Origin of the sequence: Flavobacterium sp. XGLA_31 (assembly GCF_051547105.1) — a bacterium.
In the GTDB taxonomy this organism is placed as follows: Bacteria; Bacteroidota; Bacteroidia; order Flavobacteriales; family Flavobacteriaceae; genus Flavobacterium.
Genome location: NZ_JBPTTM010000003.1, coordinates 391,795 through 412,352 on the forward strand (window position 1 = coordinate 391,795; position 20,558 = coordinate 412,352).

20 protein-coding genes are annotated in these 20,558 nt (G+C 37.8%); 4 read left to right on the forward strand and 16 right to left on the reverse strand.

The genetic code is table 11. The features are described from left to right. Position 1: 1 nt before the first annotated feature. The 9 genes from murG to mraZ all read right to left on the reverse strand — a co-directional run bounded on the left by murG (position 2) and on the right by mraZ (position 10,211). On the reverse strand, positions 2 to 1,093 hold the full coding sequence (gene murG / locus ACSVH6_RS08280) for an undecaprenyldiphospho-muramoylpentapeptide beta-N-acetylglucosaminyltransferase (protein WP_438077369.1): 1,092 nt from the start codon (positions 1,091 to 1,093) through the stop codon (positions 2 to 4). Position 1,094: 1 nt separating this feature from the next. Continuing rightward, positions 1,095 to 2,405 carry an FtsW/RodA/SpoVE family cell cycle protein gene (locus tag ACSVH6_RS08285; RefSeq protein WP_438077371.1) on the reverse strand — a complete coding sequence of 437 codons (1,311 nt, stop codon included), beginning with the start codon at positions 2,403 to 2,405 and terminating at the stop codon, positions 1,095 to 1,097. A 72-nt stretch (positions 2,406 to 2,477) separates the two neighbouring features. Next, positions 2,478 to 3,812, reverse strand: a complete 1,335-nt coding sequence (murD, locus tag ACSVH6_RS08290) for a UDP-N-acetylmuramoyl-L-alanine--D-glutamate ligase (protein ID WP_438077373.1) — start codon at positions 3,810 to 3,812, stop codon at positions 2,478 to 2,480. Beyond that, positions 3,812 to 5,038 carry a phospho-N-acetylmuramoyl-pentapeptide-transferase gene (gene mraY, locus ACSVH6_RS08295; protein WP_438077375.1) on the reverse strand — a complete coding sequence of 409 codons (1,227 nt, stop codon included), beginning with the start codon at positions 5,036 to 5,038 and terminating at the stop codon, positions 3,812 to 3,814. Before mraY ends, murD begins: the two co-directional genes overlap by 1 nt. 3 nt (positions 5,039 to 5,041) lie before the next feature. After that, positions 5,042 to 6,505, reverse strand: coding sequence for a UDP-N-acetylmuramoyl-L-alanyl-D-glutamate--2,6-diaminopimelate ligase (locus tag ACSVH6_RS08300; RefSeq protein WP_438077377.1), 1,464 nt, complete (start codon positions 6,503 to 6,505; stop codon positions 5,042 to 5,044). Beyond that, entirely contained in the window at positions 6,502 to 8,511 is a 2,010-nt protein-coding gene (locus tag ACSVH6_RS08305; protein WP_438077379.1) for a penicillin-binding protein, read from the reverse strand. Before ACSVH6_RS08305 ends, ACSVH6_RS08300 begins: the two co-directional genes overlap by 4 nt. Next, positions 8,502 to 8,849 carry an FtsL-like putative cell division protein gene (locus tag ACSVH6_RS08310; RefSeq protein ID WP_438077381.1) on the reverse strand — a complete coding sequence of 116 codons (348 nt, stop codon included), beginning with the start codon at positions 8,847 to 8,849 and terminating at the stop codon, positions 8,502 to 8,504. Before ACSVH6_RS08310 ends, ACSVH6_RS08305 begins: the two co-directional genes overlap by 10 nt. Before the next feature lie 5 nt (positions 8,850 to 8,854). Next, complete coding sequence (rsmH, locus tag ACSVH6_RS08315) at positions 8,855 to 9,763, reverse strand: 16S rRNA (cytosine(1402)-N(4))-methyltransferase RsmH (RefSeq protein WP_438077383.1); 909 nt, start codon at positions 9,761 to 9,763, stop codon at positions 8,855 to 8,857. After that, positions 9,738 to 10,211: a division/cell wall cluster transcriptional repressor MraZ gene (gene mraZ / locus ACSVH6_RS08320; RefSeq protein ID WP_438077385.1), complete on the reverse strand. Its 474-nt coding sequence runs from the start codon at positions 10,209 to 10,211 to the stop codon at positions 9,738 to 9,740. The genes rsmH and mraZ overlap by 26 nt, the downstream gene beginning before the upstream one ends. Positions 10,212 to 10,599: 388 nt before the next feature. On the opposite strand from mraZ, the gene ACSVH6_RS08325 reads away from it, so the two are divergent. Both ACSVH6_RS08325 and yihA read left to right on the forward strand, forming a co-directional pair. Beyond that, complete coding sequence (locus tag ACSVH6_RS08325) at positions 10,600 to 11,364, forward strand: alpha/beta fold hydrolase (protein WP_438077387.1); 765 nt, start codon at positions 10,600 to 10,602, stop codon at positions 11,362 to 11,364. 39 nt (positions 11,365 to 11,403) lie between these two features. Continuing rightward, positions 11,404 to 12,021, forward strand: coding sequence for a ribosome biogenesis GTP-binding protein YihA/YsxC (gene yihA, locus ACSVH6_RS08330; RefSeq protein ID WP_438077389.1), 618 nt, complete (start codon positions 11,404 to 11,406; stop codon positions 12,019 to 12,021). Between the two features lie 26 nt (positions 12,022 to 12,047). Here the strand turns inward: yihA and gldC are convergent, their stop codons facing one another. Then, positions 12,048 to 12,383 carry a gliding motility protein GldC gene (gene gldC, locus ACSVH6_RS08335; protein ID WP_438077391.1) on the reverse strand — a complete coding sequence of 112 codons (336 nt, stop codon included), beginning with the start codon at positions 12,381 to 12,383 and terminating at the stop codon, positions 12,048 to 12,050. Beyond that, a complete protein-coding gene (gldB, locus tag ACSVH6_RS08340; protein WP_438077393.1) occupies positions 12,376 to 13,305 on the reverse strand; it encodes a gliding motility lipoprotein GldB in 930 nt (309 codons plus the stop codon). The genes gldC and gldB overlap by 8 nt, the downstream gene beginning before the upstream one ends. Before the next feature lie 130 nt (positions 13,306 to 13,435). On the opposite strand from gldB, the gene nadE reads away from it, so the two are divergent. Both nadE and ACSVH6_RS08350 read left to right on the forward strand, forming a co-directional pair. After that, positions 13,436 to 14,242, forward strand: a complete 807-nt coding sequence (gene nadE, locus ACSVH6_RS08345; protein WP_438077395.1) for an NAD(+) synthase — start codon at positions 13,436 to 13,438, stop codon at positions 14,240 to 14,242. A gap of 72 nt (positions 14,243 to 14,314) precedes the next feature. Next, positions 14,315 to 14,944: a response regulator transcription factor gene (locus tag ACSVH6_RS08350; protein ID WP_295337852.1), complete on the forward strand. Its 630-nt coding sequence runs from the start codon at positions 14,315 to 14,317 to the stop codon at positions 14,942 to 14,944. Between the two features lie 30 nt (positions 14,945 to 14,974). On the opposite strand, the gene dnaG is transcribed toward ACSVH6_RS08350, so the two are convergent. The 5 genes from dnaG to ACSVH6_RS08375 form a co-directional block, all read right to left on the reverse strand. Further along, the gene (dnaG, locus tag ACSVH6_RS08355; protein WP_438077397.1) at positions 14,975 to 16,966 is read right to left on the reverse strand and encodes a DNA primase; all 1,992 of its coding nucleotides are present in this window, start codon (positions 16,964 to 16,966) and stop codon (positions 14,975 to 14,977) included. A gap of 111 nt (positions 16,967 to 17,077) precedes the next feature. After that, complete coding sequence (locus ACSVH6_RS08360; RefSeq protein WP_438077399.1) at positions 17,078 to 18,100, reverse strand: hypothetical protein; 1,023 nt, start codon at positions 18,098 to 18,100, stop codon at positions 17,078 to 17,080. 30 nt (positions 18,101 to 18,130) lie between these two features. Further along, complete coding sequence (locus tag ACSVH6_RS08365; protein WP_438077401.1) at positions 18,131 to 18,865, reverse strand: hypothetical protein; 735 nt, start codon at positions 18,863 to 18,865, stop codon at positions 18,131 to 18,133. Further along, positions 18,852 to 19,412, reverse strand: a complete 561-nt coding sequence (locus tag ACSVH6_RS08370) for an RNA polymerase sigma factor (RefSeq protein ID WP_438077403.1) — start codon at positions 19,410 to 19,412, stop codon at positions 18,852 to 18,854. Before ACSVH6_RS08370 ends, ACSVH6_RS08365 begins: the two co-directional genes overlap by 14 nt. A gap of 145 nt (positions 19,413 to 19,557) precedes the next feature. Then, on the reverse strand, positions 19,558 to 20,535 hold the full coding sequence (locus ACSVH6_RS08375) for a polyprenyl synthetase family protein (protein ID WP_438077405.1): 978 nt from the start codon (positions 20,533 to 20,535) through the stop codon (positions 19,558 to 19,560). Between the last annotated feature and the right edge of the window lie 23 nt (positions 20,536 to 20,558).

The window sequence follows — 20,558 nt, forward strand, 5'->3', positions numbered from 1 at the left end:
TTTATTTTATCAGTTTTATAACTTCTTGTACGATGTCCTTTGTGGCGTTGGGTTTCGCCAACTTTTTGATGTTCTGGCTCAATTCATTTTGCAAATTTTCATCCGAAATCAAATTTGAAAATGTTGTAGCAAACGCTGTATCCAATTCGCTTTCTTTAATCAAAATAGCCCCCTTCTTGTCAACGATGGCTTTTGCGTTTTTGGTTTGATGGTCTTCAGCCACATTGGGCGACGGAATAAAGATTACCGGTTTCCCCACCAAGCACAATTCCGAAACCGAAGAAGCTCCGGCACGTGAAATCACTACATCGGCAGCGGCATACACCAAATCCATCCGATCAATAAAAGCCAATACTTGTACATTTTCTTTTTCGGAAAAATGTTGGTATTCGTCTAAATATAACTTCCCACACTGCCAAATAACCTGAATGCCTAGCGCTGTTATCACATCAATTTCTTTAGCAATTAATTGATTGATTCTTCTGGCCCCCAAGCTTCCGCCGAGCACCAAAAGTGTTTTTTTATTCGGATCCAATTTGAAATGGGCCTGAGCTTCATTTCGTTTGGAATCAATTTCCAGCAAATCCTGCCGAACCGGATTACCGGTAATCACGATTTTAGCTGCCGGAAAAAAGCGCTCCAAATTTTCATAGGCCACACAAATGGCATTGGCTTTTTTACTCAACAGTTTATTGGTTATACCGGGATAGGAATTTTGTTCCTGAATCACCGTCGGAATGTTCAAACTGTTTGCCACCTGCAACAATGGACCACTGGCAAAACCTCCTGTACCAATCACCACATCAGGCTTGAAACTTTTTATAATTTGGCGAGAATTCCACAAACTACTCATTAATTTGAAGGGAAACATGGCATTTTGCAAGGTTAATTTTCGTTGCAAACCGGCAATCCAAAGTCCTTTAATCGGATAACCCGCTTGCGGTACTTTTTGCATTTCCATTTTATCTTTGGCCCCCACAAAAAGAAATTCAGCATCGGGAAAACGCGATTTTAATTCGTTGGCAATCGCCACTGCCGGGTAGATATGTCCTCCCGTTCCGCCTCCGCTTAATATGAATTTTAGTTTTCTCATCTTAATTTTTTTTCAACACAGGCTCCATCGGATTGGCTTTATCTTCAATCGAATAATTTTCCAATTCAGCTTGTAATGCTGCTTGTTCTGCCGCCTCTTCTTCTTGTAATTGTTTGTCAATCATGCGTTGTAAAGCATCTTCTCGTTTTTGTTTATCCGCAAGTTCTTCGGCAATTTCCTCTTCTTTTTTGGTCACGCTCAAGATAATTCCCAAAGCAATACAGGTCATCCAAATTGAACTTCCTCCCGAACTTATCAATGGCAATGTTTGTCCCGTAACCGGCAATAGCTCTACGGCCACGGCCATATTTGTCATCGCCTGAAAAATGATGGGAAAACCGAGTCCGACGACCACGAGCTTTCCAAAAAGCGAATTGGCTTTATGAGCAGCCACTACAAATCGAAACATCAGCAACAGGTACATTCCCAATATTACTAATCCGCCAAAAAGACCATATTCTTCAACAATAATGGCATAAATGAAATCGGAAGACGATTGCGGCAAAAAGTTTTTCTGCACACTTTTTCCCGGACCTAAACCGTAAACGCCTCCGGATGCTATAGCAATTTTGGCCTTTTCAATTTGGTAATCATCTTCATCAGGCTTATTGCTGGTAAAATTGTCAATACGGGCAATCCAAGTGTCCACACGATTAGGGAAAGCGCCCGGAAACGCTTTAGCTACCAAGATGAAAAACACCAACCCCAAAATCCCGGCACCGAGAATAATCCCGATGTATTTGATGGGATACTTCCCAATGAATGCTAACATGACCACCATGGCGAAAATCAAGGCCGCGGTAGATAAGTTTGCCGGCAAAATCAAGATTAGCGTAACGAAAACCGGCAGCCACAATTCCCATAAAGAAGACTGAAAGGTAACCGGAGTTTCGCGGGTTTTGGATAAATACCGGGCTACAAAAACATACAATACTATCGAGGCCAAAGTAGACGTTTGAAACGTAATCCCGATAAACGGAATCTGGATCCAACGGCTGGCATTGGCTCCTTCGATAATCGTACCTTTGAGCAAGGTATAAACCAACAACAGCCAAACCACCGGCAACAAAAACCGTGAAATGGTTCTGAAATAGTGATACGGAATTTTGTGGACTTTGTATAAAATAAAAAAGCCAACCGAAACCTGGGCGGCATGTTTGAGCAAATAGGTTAACGCATTGCCCGAACCGTGACGCATGTAGGCCAAGTTACTGCTCGCACTAAACACAGGCATAAACGAAAACAACGCCAACAGGGCTACAAATGCCCAGATGACTTTATCTCCTTTTAAACTGTGAATTAGTTCTTTCATTTTTTATTAAGGTTAAGGATTTTCGATTGAAGATTTAGACAATTCACAAATCTCAAACGCATCTTCTAAATTTTACAAATTTTGCACTGCCGCTTTAAACTGTTTTCCTCTGTCTTCATAATTTTGAAACAAATCAAAACTGGCACAAGCCGGAGACAACAATACCGCATCTCCTTTTTCAGCCAAGTGTTTGGCTGTATTAACCGCATCACGCATGTTATCTACTTCCACCATCATATCCACCACATCGCTGAACGCATCGATGATTTTTTTATTATCCAGTCCCAAACATATAATCGCTTTCACTTTTTCGCGAACTAACGGCATTAATTCGGCATAATCATTTCCTTTGTCCACACCACCCACAATCCACACAGTTGGCACTGTCATGCTGTCTAAAGCAAAGAACGTTGCGTTAACGTTAGTGGCCTTACTGTCATTGATGTATTGTACGTTTTGTATTTTGAGTACTTTTTCCAAACGATGTTCTACACCCTGAAAATTGGATAAACTTTCGCGTATGGTTTGTTTTCTGATTTTCATCAGCTGAGCCACCGAAGTAGCCGCCATAGCGTTTTTCATGTTGTGTTTTCCTTCCAATGAAATGTCTGCCGTTTTCATTTCAAATTCTTCGTTGTTGATGATGATATCCATAGTCTCGTTTTTTATAAAGGCTCCATTTTCAAATGTTTTGGTTAGTGAAAACGGAATTAGTTTAGCTCTTGTTTTGTTGTGTTTCAACCAGTTTGAAATCGCTTCGTCATCGGCGTCATAGATGAAGAAATCGTCTTCGGTTTGGTTCATGGTTATTCTGAATTTTGACTCTATATAATTTTCATATTTGTATTCGTATCGATCCAAATGATCAGGACTGATGTTGGTCAGGATGGCGATTTCCGGTTTATACTCGATGATACCATCCAATTGAAAACTGCTCAATTCCAACACATAATAGTCGTAGTTTTCTTCGGCTACCTGCCAGGCAAAACTCTTCCCGATGTTTCCTCCCAATCCTACATTCAAACCTCCTTCTTTCAGCAAGTGATAGGTCAGCATGGTCGTAGTCGTTTTACCGTTACTTCCTGTGATTCCGATAGTCTTGGCTTTGGTAAAAGGTTTGGCAAACTCTATTTCCGAGATTATCGGAATTTCTTTTTCCGTCAGCTTCTTTACCAAAGGAGTCTTGTCCGGAATCCCGGGGCTTTTCATCACCACATCTGCATTGAGAATTAACGCTTCTGTATGTTGCTCATCTTCCCATGGAATATTGTATTTCGTAAGAACGTCTTTGTATTTATCTTTTATTTTTCCAAAATCAGATACGAAAACATCATATCCTTTTTGTTGTCCCAAAATGGCGGTACCCACGCCACTTTCTCCTCCGCCAAGCACTACTAACCTTTGCATTATCTCAATTTTAAAGTCACTATGGAAACGATAGCCAGCAAGATGGCTACAATCCAAAAGCGGGTTACAATTTTACTCTCGTGATAGCCTTTCTTTTGGTAATGGTGGTGCAAAGGCGACATCAGGAAAATGCGGCGCCCTTCGCCAAAGCGTTTTTTGGTGTATTTGAAATAAGAAACCTGTAAAATCACGGATAAGTTTTCGGCAAAGAAGATGGCACACAATACCGGCAACAACATTTCCTTACGAACCGAAATGGCTAATACTGCGATGATGCCGCCAATGGTTAAACTTCCGGTATCGCCCATAAAAACAGAGGCCGGATAGGAATTGTACCAAAGAAACCCGATTAAAGCGCCTACGAATGCCGAGATGAAAACGGTCATTTCTCCCGAATTCGGAATGTACATGATGTTCAAATAGCTTGACAAAATCACGTTCCCCGAAACGAAAGCAAAAATTCCGAGTGCCAATACTGAAATAGCCGAAGTACCGGCTGCCAAGCCATCAATTCCATCGGTAAGGTTAGCTCCGTTAGAAACTGCTGTGATGATAAAAATCACAATCGGAATGAATACCAACCAAGCCCAGTTTTCATATCCATCTCCAGCCCATTCAATGATTTTGGCATAATCCAATTCGTTGTTTTTCATAAATGGAATAGTGGTTACCGTCGATTTGGTTTCGGCCGGCATTTCACTGATTACATTTTCAGTACGATTGAACGTTATTGGCGTATTAGATCTTTCTCTAACGGTAACTCCCGGGTGGAAATACAACACAGAACCCACTATCAAACCCAAGCCCACCTGACCAATTACCTTAAAAATACCTTTCAATCCTTGTTTGTCTTTTTTGAAAATTTTGATGTAGTCGTCAACAAAACCAATAGTACCCATCCAAAGTGTAGTCACTATCAAAAGAATGATGTAGATATTATTCAACTTGGTCAACAACAAAACCGGAATCAGCGTGGAGATGATAATGATTAATCCCCCCATGGTTGGTGTTCCTGCTTTTTGAGTCTGCCCTTCCAATCCCAGCTCTCTGACAGTTTCTCCTACTTGCTGATTTCTCAAAAAGTTGATGATTTTTTTACCGTAAATAGTCGAAATCATCAGCGAAAGAATCAACGCTAAAGCTGAACGAAAGGTGATGTATTGGAACACGCCCGTTCCGGGCACATCCATGGTTTTGTCGAGGTATTCAAATAAATAATATAGCATAGGTTATTTATTTAGTTGTTCTAAAAATTCTTTTACAATTTGCATATCATCAAAATCGTGGCGAACGCCTTGAATTTCCTGATAGGTTTCATGACCTTTTCCGGCTATGAGAATAATATCGTTTGGTCCGGCCAACTGACAGGCCGTTTTAATGGCTTGCTTTCGGTCAACAATTGAAAGTGTTTTTCTCTGATTTTGTAGCTCAACTCCTTTTTCCATATCAGCAATAATATCGATAGGGTCTTCGCTTCTCGGGTTGTCCGAAGTGATGATAACTTTGTTACTCATTGACGAAGCAATATTTGCCATAATCGGTCTTTTGGTTTTATCTCTGTCGCCACCACAACCCACTACAGTAATTAATTGCTCATTATTGGTGCGGATATCATTGATGGTTTTTATCACGTTTTCCAATGCATCAGGCGTATGAGCATAATCTACAATAGCGGTGATTTTTTGATCAGATACAATGAATTGAAATCGGCCTGAAACACTCTCCAATTCTGAAAGCAATCGCAACACTTCCAATTTATCCAAACCTAACTCTACTGCGGCACCATAAATTGCCAATAAATTGTAGGCATTAAAAGTCCCTATCAATCGCACCCATACTTCATGTTCGTTGATTTTTAACAATAACCCCGACAATTGGTTTTCGAGTATTTGTGCTTTATAATCAGCATAGGATTTTAAGGCATAGGTTAGTTTTCGAGCCGCTGTATTTTGCAGCATCACCAAACCATTTTTATCGTCAATATTGGTCAAAGCAAAAGCCGATTTGGGCAAATGGTCAAAAAACGATTTCTTCACATCGCGGTATTCGGCAAATGTGGGATGGTAATCCAAATGATCGTGGGACAAATTGGTAAAAACACCTCCGGCAAAATGAAGGCCTTCCGTACGTTTTTGATGAATACCATGGGAACTCACTTCCATAAAGCAGTACTCTACGCCCACTTCACTCATTTCAGCCAAATAATAATTGATGGTCAACGAATCGGGAGTGGTATGTGTGGCCTTGTATTCAACATCATCCACCAAAATTTTCACGGTAGAAAGCAAGCCTACTTTATAGCCCGCTTTTTTGAATAATTGGTACAAAAGCGATGCAATGGTCGTTTTACCGTTGGTACCGGTAATCCCAACTAATTTTAAATTTTGTGACGGATTCCCATAGAAATTGGAAGCCAAACAAGCCAAAGCGGAATTGGTGTCTTTTACCTGAATATAGGTGACACCCGTCACAATGATTTGTGGTAACGTATCACAAACAATAGCTACCGCTCCCTGATTAATGGCTTTTTCAACAAAGTCATGCCCATTGGAAACGGTTCCGCGTATTGCCACAAAAACATCATTCTCGGCGACTTTTCGGGAATCGAACTCGATTTTGTTAATTGCCATTTCAGTCGAGCCCTTTACAGCCTCGATAGCAACTTTGTACAATATGTCTTTTAAAATAATCACGATAATTCGAGTATGATGGTTTTATTTTTATCTAAAGCTTGACCGGCGGGAATGGATTGTTTTTTCACTTTCCCGATGCCAATGACTTTGACTTTCATTTTTAAATTTTCCAAAAGCGCTACGGCATCCATACCGCTCATCCCTTTTAAATTGGGAATAACTTTGGCATCCGTCTGAAACTTTACATTGTAATCGTTATAGGCTATTTCCTGCTTGTTTACTTTGCGGTTTAGGTTTTTGATGGTATTGGTGGAAGGAGCATCGGTAAAAATCTTTTGCGCAATGCGTTTGAAAACCGGCCCAGCCACATCGGCTCCATAATAATTATTTCCGGAAGTATTGGGTTTGTGCACCACTACTATACAGGAATATTTTGGATTTTCAACAGGAAAGAATCCTACGAAAGAAGAGATATAATGCTTCTCCGTACCTCTGTTTTTGGCATAATTGGCCTGAGCTGTTCCTGTTTTCCCTGCCATTGAAAAATCTTTGGAATACAGTTTGGAACCGGTTCCGCGTTTCACCACATTTTGCATTACAGCCTTTAATTTTTTAATCGTTTCGTCAGAACAGATTTTTGGATTGATGACTTGCTTATCGTATTTTTTGATGGTTTTGTTCCATTCTTTAATCTCGGAAACAAATTGTGGTTTTACCATCTCGCCATTATTGGCAACGGCATTGTAAAGAGTTAACGTTTGCAACGGAGTAACCGCCACTCCGTAGCCAAATGCCATCCATGGTAATGAAATAGCGCTCCAATGCTTGTCATTCGGTTGAGGAATGTAGGGTCTGCCTTCTCCTTGAAAAGGCAATCCAAGTGGTTTATTCAACCCCATTCGATTAATTCGGTCCACAAACTCTTGCGGGTTGTTTTTATAATTTTCATAAACCGCCTGAACCATTACGGTATTGGAAGAAACTTCAAAACCGCGCGCCAGTGAAATTCTGCCGTAGCCCCCTTCGTGGGAATCACGCACCTTTTTGCCACGATATTCAATAACACCTCCATGACTGTCAAAAACGGCACTGGTATCTATTTTATGATCATCAAGCAGTGCGATTAAGTCAATCAATTTAAAAGTAGAACCTGGTTCATGAGCTTCGGCTACTGCATAGTTGGTCGTTTCGAAGTAAGTGGAATCAGAGGGATTTAATTTTCCCAAATTGGAAATTGCTTTAATTTTTCCGGTTTTAGTTTCCATTACCACTACGCAGCCGTGCTCTGCCTTGTATTCTTCTAATTGTTTCAACAATGAATGATGGGCAATGTCCTGAATGTAAACATCAATAGTTGAAATTACATCATAACCATCTTGAGGATCAACTTCGTTCACATCGCGAATAGGTTTCCATTGTCCTTTGGCTATTTTCTGCTTTAATACTTTGCCGTCTTTTCCGTTCAGATAACTTCGAAATGACCATTCAATACCTTTACCATCCCGTTTTCCGTCATCATTTACCTTGTCATAACCAATGGTTCGCAATGCAATTTTTCCAATCGGGTATTTACGCACCGTTTCCTGCTCTGTAATCATCCCTCCTTTATTGGGCCCTAAGTTGAACAACGGAAAAGATTTGATTCGCATGTACTCTGTGTAGCTCAAATCGCGAGCGATAAACATGTATCGACTTTTGTTGGCACGTGCCATTCGCAAACGAGTATTATAATAATCGGAGCCTTTACCAAACATTTTTGACAACGAATCAGACAAACCTCTAACATTGTTATCAAAGGAATCTCCTTTGGGTGCCACCGCATCAAAACGAATGTTATAATTTGGAATAGAAGTAGCCAACAGACTACCATCGGAGGAATAAATATTTCCTTTATTGGCTGGAATAACAAAGTTTTTCACAGTTCTTTCTTTGGCCAATTTTCTATAATAATTACCTTCAACCCACTGTATCTTGGAGAGTTTAAAAGTAATTGCTATAGCCATCAGAAAGATTGCAAAAGCAACTAAATAAATTCGGTAAGAGATATGTTTGTCCTCTACTGCCATAATTTTTGAAAGAAACTTTTTTCTGTGGGTTTACTAACTTTTATTTTTTGGGGCGGAACCGACGAAGGGAAAATTTTTCGCTCAACCATTTCCTCTGAAACAGTCGATTCCATCTTTAATTTCATTAATTCGGAACGCTTATCAACAAACTCAGAACGCAACTCTTTTACTTCGTTGGTCAACTCTGCTATACGGTAAACTTTTTGGTCGTAATTATGTCCATAAGCAATCATCAGTATGGCTAAAAAAATACAGAACACAATAAACCGCCAGTTCTTTGTTGCATCTTCATTGACTAAAAAGCGGGCTTTCAATATGCTGTAAACTCCTTTTTTCATTTCAATTATATTTTTTCTGCGATTCTCAATTTGGCGCTGCGAGCTCTGTTATTTTCTTTGATTTCAGCATCAGTTGGCACAATCAGTTTACCAACTAATTTAAACGGAACTGAAAAATTTCCATAAAAATCGCGTTCCGGCTCTCCTTCAAAAAGACCATTTTTCATAAAACGCTTTACTAATCGGTCTTCTAAGGAGTGATATGAAATAACACTTAACCTTCCTTCCGGCTTCAATATTTCAAGAGACTGTTCTAAAAATTCTTTGAGCACTTCCATTTCTTGATTGACTTCTATTCTAACCGCTTGATAGATTTGTGCCAAAATTTTATTCTTAAATTGTTCCGGCAAAAATTTGGTCAATACTATTTTCAGCTCATCAGTAGTTTTAATGGCTTTTTTTTCTCTTGCTTCAATAATGGTTCTTGCCAGTGCTGGTGCTGCTTTCAATTCTCCGTAGTCCAAAAACACCCTACGCAAATTGGCATCATCATATTCATTAATCACTTTGTAAGCATCAAGTTCATTTTTTTTACTCATCCGCATATCCAAATCCGCATCGAAGCGGGTAGAAAAACCTCTTTCAGGAACATCAAACTGGTGAGATGAAACACCCAAATCAGCCAAAATCCCATCTACGCTTTTCACACCGTGAAATCTCAAAAACCGTTTGATATACCTAAAATTCTCCTGAATAAGCGTAAATCTCTCATCCGGTAGCGAGTTTGCCCAAGCATCTTCGTCTTGATCAAACCCAAACAACCTTCCATTAGGCCCTAAACGACTTAAAATTTCTTTTGAATGACCTCCTCCACCAAAAGTCACATCTACATAAACTCCATCAGGCTTGATATTCAATCCATCAACAGTTTCTTTCAGCAAAACGGGATTATGATATTCCATTGTCATCGTCATTAATATTTCCCATCACATCTTCAGCCAAATCGGCAAAATCAATATCCTCCCCGGCAATAGATTTTTCATACAGATCTTTGTCCCAAATCTCCACTATGTTTACTGCCGAAGACAGCACAATATCTTTGGAAATTTTACCAAAAACCACTAAATCTTTAGGGATTAACAAACGACCCAAATCATCCACTTCCAACACTTTTACACCAGCGGTAAAGCGACGAATGAAGTCGTTATTTTTCTTCACAAAACGATTGAGTTTATTGATTTTTTCCATCATCAAATTCCACTCAACCATAGGATACAACTCCAAACAAGGCTGAAACACCGATCGCTTCAAGACGAAACCATCTTGAAGAGAATTAGCCAGTTGCTTCTTTAAAGCCGAAGGAATCATTAGCCTTCCCTTGGCATCAACTTTGCATTCGTATGTCCCGATTATGGAGTTCAACTGTAATTTATTTTGATTATCAGCAAAAATATAAAAATATTTACCACTAATTACCACTAATTACCACTTTGTTGATAAGTTTTACCACTTCATTACCATTTATTTAGAAAACTGAACAATATCAGTTTATTGCTTTCTTTAACGATTTTTTAAGAAAACAAAGAAGACTGTGAATAAACTTTATAAAAAGTTGTTTTTAAGACTTTTTAATGCGAAAAATAAACAGCATCAAAATGCAGCTTCTCCAAAATAATTTGAAAAAAAATGACGGGTTCATTTATAAAATTGTTGATGAAATTGTCGATTTTGGCAGTAAATATTCTGGCCATCAAAAGGTTTTTAGCTATAAAATCATATATTTGCTCACGATGTAAAAGTCGAAAATCATATGAAAGGAAATTTTAAAAAAGAAGGTAGGTATTCTTATTTTGAAGCCGGTGAAGGCACCCCAATTGTTGTTTTGCACGGATTGATGGGGGGATTAAGCAACTTTGGTGGCGTTGCCAATTATTTTTCTGAAAAAGGATACAAAGTGGTAATACCTGAGCTTCCTATTTACAGTCAAAGTATTTTAAAAACCAATGTAAAAGCCTTTGCCCGTTATGTGAAAGACTTTATTACTTTCAAAGGATTTGATCGGGTAATTCTACTTGGCAATTCACTCGGAGGTCACATCGCTTTATACCATTCAAAAATGTATCCCGAAAAAGTAGCCGGATTGGTAATTACCGGAAGTTCTGGACTTTACGAAAGTGCAATGGGGGATAGTTACCCGAAACGAGGAGATTATGAATACATCAGAAAGAAAGCGGAAGCTGTTTTTTACGACCCAAAAGTAGCTACAAAAGAAATTGTTGACGAAGTGTTTTCGGTGGTAAATGACCGGATTAAAGTAATCAAAACCTTGACCATTGCGAAAAGTGCCATTCGTCACAACATGGCCAAAGATTTACCAAAAATGCATGTGAAAACCTGTATCATTTGGGGCAAAAACGACCAAGTAACACCACCGGATGTTGCAGAAGAGTTTCACAAATTGATGCCCAATTCTTCTTTATATTGGATTGACAAATGTGGTCATGCCGCTATGATGGAACATCCTGACGAATTCAATCGTTTGCTACACGAGTGGTTAAAAGAAGTTCATTTATAAAACAAAAGTCCTCTTTGGACTTTTTTATTTTTACCAAACATGAAAATTAATTCTGCCGAATTCATCATCAGCAATTCTGATGTAAGCAAATGTCCGAAGGATCCTCTACCGGAATATGCGTTTATTGGACGTTCCAACGTGGGAAAATCATCTTTAATCAACATGTTGACGAACCATAAAAATTTGGCAAAAACCTCAGGAAAGCCGGGAAAAACCCAATTGATTAATCATTTTAAAATCAACTCTAATTGGTTTCTGGTAGATTTACCAGGCTATGGTTACGCCCGGGTTTCTAAGAAAACCAAAGAAGTATTTCAGAAATTCATTACTGATTATTTTGAAAAGAGAGAGCAATTGGTTTGCGCCTTTGTTTTAATAGATATTCGTTTGGAAGCCCAAAAAATCGACTTGGAATTCATTAATTATTTGGGGGAAATTGAGGTGCCGTTTTGTATTATTTTCACTAAAGCCGACAAAGTCAGCAAAACCAAAATTGACTCCCATATTGCCGCTTACCGCAAAGCACTTTTGGCGAACAATTGGGAAGAAATGCCACAGCACTTTGTTACATCGTCTTTAGAATCTACAGGAAGAGATCAAGTACTGTCATTCATAGACGACGTAAATGATGAAATGTTTAAAGGCAATACTCTATAAAAAAGGCGGTCATCTGACCGCCTTTTTTATTTTCTCAATTCTAATTTTTCCGCAAAATAATCACAGAAATCTTTCATAGTATCAGCCATTTTCTCGTCGGCGGTAGCTCGTTGAAAAGTATCGGCCATGGCAACCAAAGTTTGATGAAAGAACAACTTCATTTCATCTACAGGCATATCTTTGGTCCACAAATCAATTCGAAGGGTTTCCTGCACTTTGCTGTCCCAAATGGAAAGCATCATGGCTTTAGCTTCTTCTTGCTCAACTCCTCCATCTTGTGCAGTCCAAGATAGTTTCTCGGGTATCCGGTTTTCATCCAGCTCGACAAGGAATTTTATCTCTGAGGTGATTTTATTATTCATTCTTTTTGGGTTTGTATTTTGATTTTTCAAATAGTTGTTTAGCATCCATTTTCAGCATATCCTGCATACTGACTTCGTTATTTTCCATAAACGAGCGTACAATCTGCCAGCCAATCCATTGCCCAACCCTTCCCGGGGATTCGTTGTCAATTTCAAGGTAAAATTTTGAAAACGGCGCTGGATTGATGAATCGGTTTGGCAATCTCGAATCAGAATCAAAAAGAAGGTTCTCTTCAATAAAAAAACGCCAAATATAGCTTTCATTCTCTTGGCACCAAGTTATCTGCTCAGGCTTATAACCAATTTTTTCAGAATCTGTATAATCGGGCAACATCAAATCTTTCATATACAACTCCTTCCCATAATAAACCATATTAGACAATAAAGTATTGTCCTTTGGCGGGGGAATTTTTCTAATCGCATAACTTGAAACAATATCAGGCATCATTTGTCTTTCCTCAAAATTCTGTTTTAAATAGGCTGGAAACGTATAAAATTTACTGTCTTTGCCAAGATACAATTCCAAAGCAATAATCAATTTATCATTGGCATAAATTGCTTTACTATTATAATCCATTTCAGCAATAACGGTATAAATTTTGGGCATAACCGTATCTGGAAAATAATATTTGAAATGCTTAAATAAATCTTCGATTTCAGTAGTTTGTTTATTAAAATCAGGATATTTTTTTTGCACCGCTGCATATAAATCTCTCCAATCTTTGTTTTGCATTTTTTCTATCCAAATAGCATCTGGGGTACCTTCAGGGAAAAAAAAAGGATATTCAGCTTTTAACCTCATCAAATCATTAGGGCTACTTTCAAAAAAAGCTTGATCAAAACGATCTACTTTTAATTCAACCGGAATGGCTTCCACAGCTTTTTCTACTTTTGATTTTTTATCACAAGAAACCAAAGCCAAAAGCAAGAGTAGAGCCAAAATGTGTTTTCTCATTTTTAAGGAATTTATAAGACAGAAATGAATTTAAAAAGATTTCGATTTTTTTACATTTGCAAATATACATTGCAGGTTTTAAAAAATTTCATAAGAAATGTCTAAAAAAAGTAAAATTGAGGTAGGGAAAGTTAACACGTATATTGTTACATGGTTGAAGGATTATGCGACAAAAGCCAAAGTAAATGGATTTGTGGTGGGAATCTCAGGAGGTGTAGACTCTGCAGTGACTTCGTCGTTGTGTGCACAGACAGGCTTGACCACTTTATGTGTTGAAATGCCAATACATCAGGACGAGAAACAGATAAGCAGAGGAAGGGAACACATAGAGCAATTGAAAAAACGTTTCCCGAATGTAAAAAGTATGGAAGCAGATTTGACAACGGTCTTTGAAACTTTTAAAACAGTTGTGCCCGGAAGTGATGATAATACAAAGTTGGACTTAGCCTTGGCCAACACCAGAGCTCGTTTGAGAATGAGCACATTATATTACTTTGCCGGCATACACGGATTGCTGGTAGCCGGAACAGGAAACAAGGTGGAAGACTTTGGAGTTGGCTTTTTTACCAAATATGGTGATGGTGGTGTGGACTTGAGTCCAATTGCCGATTTGATGAAAAGTGATGTCTATGCCTTAGGAGCACATTTGGAAATTCCCGAATCTATACAAAACGCTGCACCAACAGATGGTTTGTTCGGAGATTCGAGAACAGATGAAGAACAAATCGGAGCCAGTTATGATGAATTGGAATGGGCTATGATAGAGTCCGAAAACAACAAAAAAAGAGAAGATTTTACAGATAGAGAAAAAGAAGTTTATGCGATTTTCAGCAAGTTAAACACTATAAATCAGCATAAAATGAATCCGATTCCTGTATGTTTAATCCCAAAAAACATGAAATAATTAACTTTTTTACAATATAATTATTTAACTTTACAGTAAATTTCTATTAATTTTTTATCAAATACCACAATTATGATAAATGTATGTATTGCTGATAACTTTCCAGTTGTACACTTTGGAATGAAAGCTTACTTCAAGGACCATCCTGAAATAAGTATCGTATCCAACGTAGGAAATTTTTTTATGGTTCCCGATGCGTTAAGAAACAAAGAAATTGACGTCTTAATCATCGATTTAGAGCTTGAGGGATTAAAGAGTATTTATGAAATCAAGTCAATCATCAGAAATTTTCCAAAAACTAAAGTTATCGTTTTTAGTAGTTTGTCTGAACACATTTACGCTCCAAATGCTATCAAAGCAGGCTGTGCAGGATATGTTCACAAGACATCAAAGCTTGAGAATTTAGGTATAACCATTGTCAAAGTACATCAAGGACAAATTATCCTGAATGAAGAAATCAAGAGAAACCTAGCATTAATTGCCAAACAGAACAAATCAGAGCGTCTATATCGAAAACTTTCGAACAGAGAGATTGAGGTGTTACGTTTCTTAAGTGACGGCAAGAAAAACAACGAAATCGCCAAGATTTTAGCGCTTAACGAGAAAACCATCAGTACGTATAAACTTCGTCTTTTAACGAAGCTAAATGTAACCAACTTGGTGGACTTAGTTAACAAAGCTAAAACATTAGAAATCGTTTAAAATTAAAAACCCGCTAATCGCGGGTTTTTTTTATAAATAAGTAGACCGTATTCTTCCTATTTTATTGGTCAAATTCACCTTGAGTTTGTTATAATCATTTATGATGGCTTTAAGCTCCTCTAAATCATTTTCCCCCTCACCCGTTGTATAACTCTGCATTAAATCCATGATTACCTTATTGATGAGATATTCGCGCAAAGAAATCAAAGTTTCCGTAACTAAATTAGTAAGCACTTCTTCGGAATCTTTTTCTTTAACAAAAACCTGCTTTTTCTCTAACCATCCGGCTAATGTATAGCGCTCATTTTCCATTATTAAATTTGAAATAAAACTTGCATGAGCCTCTTCTAAAGTATTCATATAAGTTACTATATCAAAACTGGAATTGTTGACATAATTACGAATCAAATCGTTATAAATTTCCTGAAATAATGGATTTGTAAAACTGATTTCATCTTCTTGAAGACTCAAAAAAATGCGTTCCGAAATTTTACATTTTATTTTTTCTTTAACTTCTACTTCATTGCCTTCTTCATCAAAATTGATATAGATGTTTTCAAAATCAGTTTCCAAATTCCCATACAAAATCAACATATTGATAATGCTGATTTCCAGATTGGACAGTATATCTAATTTTTCTCTTGAAACCTCAACATCATGCTTAACCACTTCAAAAGCCTTTTGTTCGGTCTTAAGCTTCTTTCCTGCCTCAGCAATATCTTTCTGAACCAATTGTGCCAAAGTATTTAGCAGCACTTGTTCAGAGATATCCATGATACGGGCTGTCTCTTGGATATAGATTTCCCTTTTGATTCGATCCGGAATTTTTGAAATACTCACCACCATATCCCGAATCAAATCGGCTTTCTTTATGGGGTCATTTTGTGCTTCATCCATCAAAAGCGAAGCCTTGAACTGAATAAAATCTTTGGCATTGTTTTCCAAATAGTGCACCAAGTCCTCATACGATGTTTTTCGGGCAAAGCTATCCGGATCGTCACCATCGGGAAAGGTACATACTTTTACATTCATTCCTTCTTCCAAAATCAAGTCAATTCCTCGAACGGAAGCCCTAAGTCCTGCCGCATCACCATCAAAAAGCACCGTAATATTTTTGGTCAGACGGTTGATTAATCTTATTTGATCAGGAGTCAAAGCCGTTCCTGAAGACGCTACCACGTTCTCGATTCCAGCCTGATGCATTTGTATCACATCAGTGTAACCTTCTACCAAATAACAATTGTTTTGTTTAGCAATGGCTTGTTTGGCATGAAAAATACCGTAAAGCACTTTGCTCTTGTGATAAATATCGCTTTCAGGTGAATTGAGGTATTTAGCAGCCTTTTTATCATTGGTCAAAATCCTACCGCCAAAACCTAAATTTCGTCCGGACAAACTTTGAATTGGAAACATGACTCTGCCTTTAAAGCGGTCAAAATGCTTGCCATCTTCTCTGGTAATGGTCAGCCCTACTTTTTCTAAAAACTGTAGTTGATATCCTTTAGACAGTGCTTCTTTAGTAAACGCATCCCAAGATTCAGGCGAGTAGCCTAAACCAAATTTGGCAATGGTTTCATTTGTAAAGCCTCTTTCTTTAAAATAAGTTAGGCCAATGGCTTTACCTTCCTCCGTATTTAAAAGTGTTTCATGGAAATAGTTTTTGGCAAATTCAGAAACCAAATACATACTTTCTTTTTCATTGGCTTCCATTTTATCTTCTTGAGAAACCTCAGTTTCTTCAATTTCGATGTTATACTTATTTGCCAAATACCGAATGGCTTCAGGATAGGTAAAATGTTCGTGTTCCATCAAGAAAGTCACGACACTACCTCCTTTTCCCGAGCTGAAATCCTTCCAAATCTGTTTAACCGGTGACACCATGAAAGACGGGGAGCGTTCATCCGAAAACGGACTCAATCCCTTGAAGTTGCTGCCGGCGCGTTTAAGCTGAACGAAATCACCAATGACTTCCTCCACACGGGCCGTTTCAAATACTTTATCTATGGTTTCGCGACTAATCAAAATAACTGGAACGATTTAAATTGAAGAGGGTAAATTTACACAAATTAACACACAAAAAAAGATGCTTCATTACTGAAACATCTTTCGAAGTATAAAATTAACTCAAACAAATTAGTTTAAATCAAAACGAACACCCAATGAGATATTGTTTTGTTTGATAGCATTGTCTTTAAACAAGGGATTCAAATCGTATTTCAGATAAATACTCGTGGCACCATAACCTAAGTAAGTACTTACCCCATAGATAAAATCATTGGCATTGAAATTTCCTCTGGTCTTTTGGGTCACATCGCGGCCGCCGTCCTCGTATTTCAATATTTGCTTTGACTTAACGCGAACTCCTGCATAACCACCAATTCCGAAGCGAAAACTCTCATGCGTACGGAACATTTTTTTTCCTTCTTTACTCATTTTTGCCTTGGTAAAATCAAACTCTAAGTGAAGGGGTGTGGTGATGTATACGTTTCTGAAACGAGAATCCTCTAAATGAATCGGACTTTCTACTAAATCCGTTTGATCTCCATTCACCACAAAATAACGGTTGTCCGTCGGGCGCAAGTTGTTATACATTAATGACATTCCGTATTTCAAATGCAGGAGGTTGTCATTTTTCATCAAACGGGTATTCCAAGTCACACCCCATTCGTAAAAGTGGGAGCCCCAGTATCGATAATCTGAATTTGCCACGGCTCCGTCGGTCACCAAATTGTTTACTCCCATAGCAAACACAAACTGAGAAGTCGTTCTACGCTCCGGGCGTTTAACTGTATCGTTGACAAAATTAAACGAGAATGTTTTGGTTTTCGAGTCTTTCAATTTTCCGTCTACTTTTTGCTGTACCAAATCTTTCAGTTCGTCCTGTGCTTGTGCAATACGGGTTTCAATATTCTTGGAGCGGGTTTCGGCCAACAATAATTTCTTGGCATCGGCCTGTTCTCTGGTTATTGTTCCTGCTTCCAATTCTTTGTTTACGGCTTCGATTTCTTCTTTCAATGCTCCCTTTTCTTCTTTGGAAATGGCTTCTATTTTATTAGCAATTAGTCGGGCTTTCATTTCGAAAGTAGCTTCTTGTGCCGTTGCCTTACTAACTAAAAAGGTCAATGCCAATGAGGCGTAAATAATAAAATTCTTCATGATAATGTTGATTAATGTAATTGATGATTGTTATTCTTTGTTGTTTCGGTTGGCCAAAGCCACTTTAATTTCCTGGTAATTTTTGCTCAGTTTGCTAAACGTTTTTTCCCGGAACGTTTGATTGAGTTCTCCGTCAATTTGCGACAGTAAGCTTTTGGCATCTACTTTCATTGTTGAGTTTTTAGAAGTCGATTGCTTGGCTGCAGCATCTAGACTGGCCAGTAAGTCCGCATCGGACATTGTTTCTCTTTTTACCGCAATAGTCTCTTTGGAGTCGACAATTTTGGGCAAGTCTTTGAGTGCTACGTCATCTGAGTTTTGAAAAATAATTTCTTTGTCTTTGATGATTTGACTCTGATAAGCATTGTCTTTTTGATTTACTGTTGTTTTTTGATTGATGATTGATGATTGATTTGACGTTTGATTATCCGTTGTGGCGATTGCTTCGATATCTTTTTCACTTTTAACAATCGGCAATTGATTGTGTTTTACCACATTTTGTAAGGTATCTGCTTTAGTTTCTGTCCCAACAACATTATTTATCGGTTTAATTTCTGTACTGTTTGGCATGAAAAAAAACATACCAAGTGTTACTAAAACCAAAATACTGGCAGCAATGAACAAAAAGCCAAAAGGTCGTTTTGTTTTTTTTTCTTCTGCTACCGAAAGCATCGCATCCAATCGATCCCAAGCCTGAGATGAAGGCTGAATTTCTCTGACATTCAACTTGTCTCTGAACTGTTTTTCTATATTATTCGGTTCCATTTTCATAATTTTTTAATTTGGTGATATGCTCCTGCAGCATTTTTCGAGCGTGTGACAATTGCGATTTTGAAGTTCCTTCACTAATTCCTAGCATTGCCGCAATTTCCTGATGCTTAAAACCTTCTATTGCATATAAATTGAAAATCATTTTATACCCTTCTGGCAAACTGTCAATCAAAAACTGAATGTCTTCAACTGAAAAGTGACTTTCAATATTATTATGTCTTTCTTCAAAGAAATTTTCATCTTCAACAAACTTCACTTTTTTATTAACTCTGATAAATGAGATGCATTCGTTTATCATAATTCGGCGAATCCAACCTTCAAAACTTCCCTTGTGTTCAAAGTGTTTTAAAGCCGTAAACACCTTCATGAAAGCCGTAATCATAATATCCTCTGCCTGATGCAAGTCTTTAATATATAGTCGACAAACACTTAGCATTTTTGAAGCATACTTCGAATAAATCATGTGCTGGGCGTGACGATTATTTTCGACGGCCAATTCGATTAATTCTTTTTCATCTTTATGTAAGTTGATTACTTTCAAAACCTATTGTTAGAGTTCTATGAGCATAGACGAATGTCATTGAAAAATGGTTGCATGACATTTTAAAAAAAATCTAATTTTGAGATTACCAAGTAAACAATCTCAACAAAATCAACACTTTGAAGCAAAAAATATTTAAAAGAAATTATTTTTTTCTCTTAATAACATAATTCACCATGAGTGAAAGTGCATCTCTATATTCTGATTGGGGAAAATTTTCTAAGATTTGAAGAGCTTCTTGTTGGAACTGCACCATTTTTTGTTCGGCATAGTGCAAACCGTTTTTATCTTTTACAAATTGAATCACTTCCTTGACGCGTTTTTTATCCTTATTGTAATTCTTAATAGAATTAATGCACCAACTTTTTTCTTTATCTGTACAATGGTTTAAAGCATATATTAAAGGCAATGTCATTTTTTGTTCTTTAATATCAATTCCGGTAGGTTTGCCTATGGCGTCATCAGTATAATCAAATAAATCGTCTTTGATTTGAAATGCCATCCCAATCAGCTCGCCAAACTTACGCATCGCTTCCACTTTAATTTCGTCCTCTGAAACCGATTTAGCACCCAATGCACAGCAAGAAGCAATTAAAGTGGCCGTCTTTTTACGAATAATTTCATAATACACTTCTTCAACAATATCCAATCTACGGGCTTTTTCTATCTGTAACAATTCGCCTTCACTCATTTCACGAACGGCAACCGATATGATTCGAAGCAAATCAAAATCGCCGTTATCAATAGAAAGCAACAATCCTTTTGACAACAAATAATCACCTACCAAAACAGCAATCTTATTTTTCCACAAGGCATTGACGGAAAAAAATCCACGGCGCCGGTTACTGTCATCTACAACATCATCGTGAACTAAAGTGGCTGTATGAATCAACTCTATTACGCTTGCACCGCGGTAAGTTCTTTCGTTTACATTGCCGCCGGACAACATTTTGGCTGTGAGAAACACAAACATCGGGCGCATCTGCTTGCCTTTGCGGTTGACAATATAATAGGTAATGCGATTGAGTAACGCCACTTTGGAAGTCATCGATTCGTAGAACTTCTTTTCAAAAAGTTCCATTTCATTCTGAATGGGTTGTTTTATTTGCGAGGTGATGTTCATGGATTTCAAAGATACAATAATGC

Excerpts from the sequence above, each read along its gene's own strand:
- ACSVH6_RS08285 (WP_438077371.1), bottom strand. The coding sequence starts at position 2,405 with ATGAAAGAACTAATTCACAGTTTAAAAGGAGATAAAGTCATCTGGGCA.
- murG (WP_438077369.1), bottom strand. The coding sequence starts at position 1,093 with ATGAGAAAACTAAAATTCATATTAAGCGGAGGCGGAACGGGAGGACAT.
- mraY (WP_438077375.1), bottom strand. The coding sequence starts at position 5,038 with ATGCTATATTATTTATTTGAATACCTCGACAAAACCATGGATGTGCCC.
- rsmH (WP_438077383.1), bottom strand. The coding sequence starts at position 9,763 with ATGACGATGACAATGGAATATCATAATCCCGTTTTGCTGAAAGAAACT.
- ACSVH6_RS08360 (WP_438077399.1), bottom strand. The coding sequence starts at position 18,100 with ATGAAGAATTTTATTATTTACGCCTCATTGGCATTGACCTTTTTAGTT.
- yihA (WP_438077389.1), top strand. The coding sequence starts at position 11,404 with ATGAAAATTAATTCTGCCGAATTCATCATCAGCAATTCTGATGTAAGC.
- ACSVH6_RS08305 (WP_438077379.1), bottom strand. The coding sequence starts at position 8,511 with ATGGCAGTAGAGGACAAACATATCTCTTACCGAATTTATTTAGTTGCT.
- ACSVH6_RS08375 (WP_438077405.1), bottom strand. The coding sequence starts at position 20,535 with ATGAACATCACCTCGCAAATAAAACAACCCATTCAGAATGAAATGGAA.
- ACSVH6_RS08365 (WP_438077401.1), bottom strand. The coding sequence starts at position 18,865 with ATGGAACCGAATAATATAGAAAAACAGTTCAGAGACAAGTTGAATGTC.
- ACSVH6_RS08310 (WP_438077381.1), bottom strand. The coding sequence starts at position 8,849 with ATGAAAAAAGGAGTTTACAGCATATTGAAAGCCCGCTTTTTAGTCAAT.
- murD (WP_438077373.1), bottom strand. The coding sequence starts at position 3,812 with ATGCAAAGGTTAGTAGTGCTTGGCGGAGGAGAAAGTGGCGTGGGTACC.
- ACSVH6_RS08350 (WP_295337852.1), top strand. The coding sequence starts at position 14,315 with ATGATAAATGTATGTATTGCTGATAACTTTCCAGTTGTACACTTTGGA.
- ACSVH6_RS08325 (WP_438077387.1), top strand. The coding sequence starts at position 10,600 with ATGAAAGGAAATTTTAAAAAAGAAGGTAGGTATTCTTATTTTGAAGCC.
- nadE (WP_438077395.1), top strand. The coding sequence starts at position 13,436 with ATGTCTAAAAAAAGTAAAATTGAGGTAGGGAAAGTTAACACGTATATT.
- gldC (WP_438077391.1), bottom strand. The coding sequence starts at position 12,383 with ATGAATAATAAAATCACCTCAGAGATAAAATTCCTTGTCGAGCTGGAT.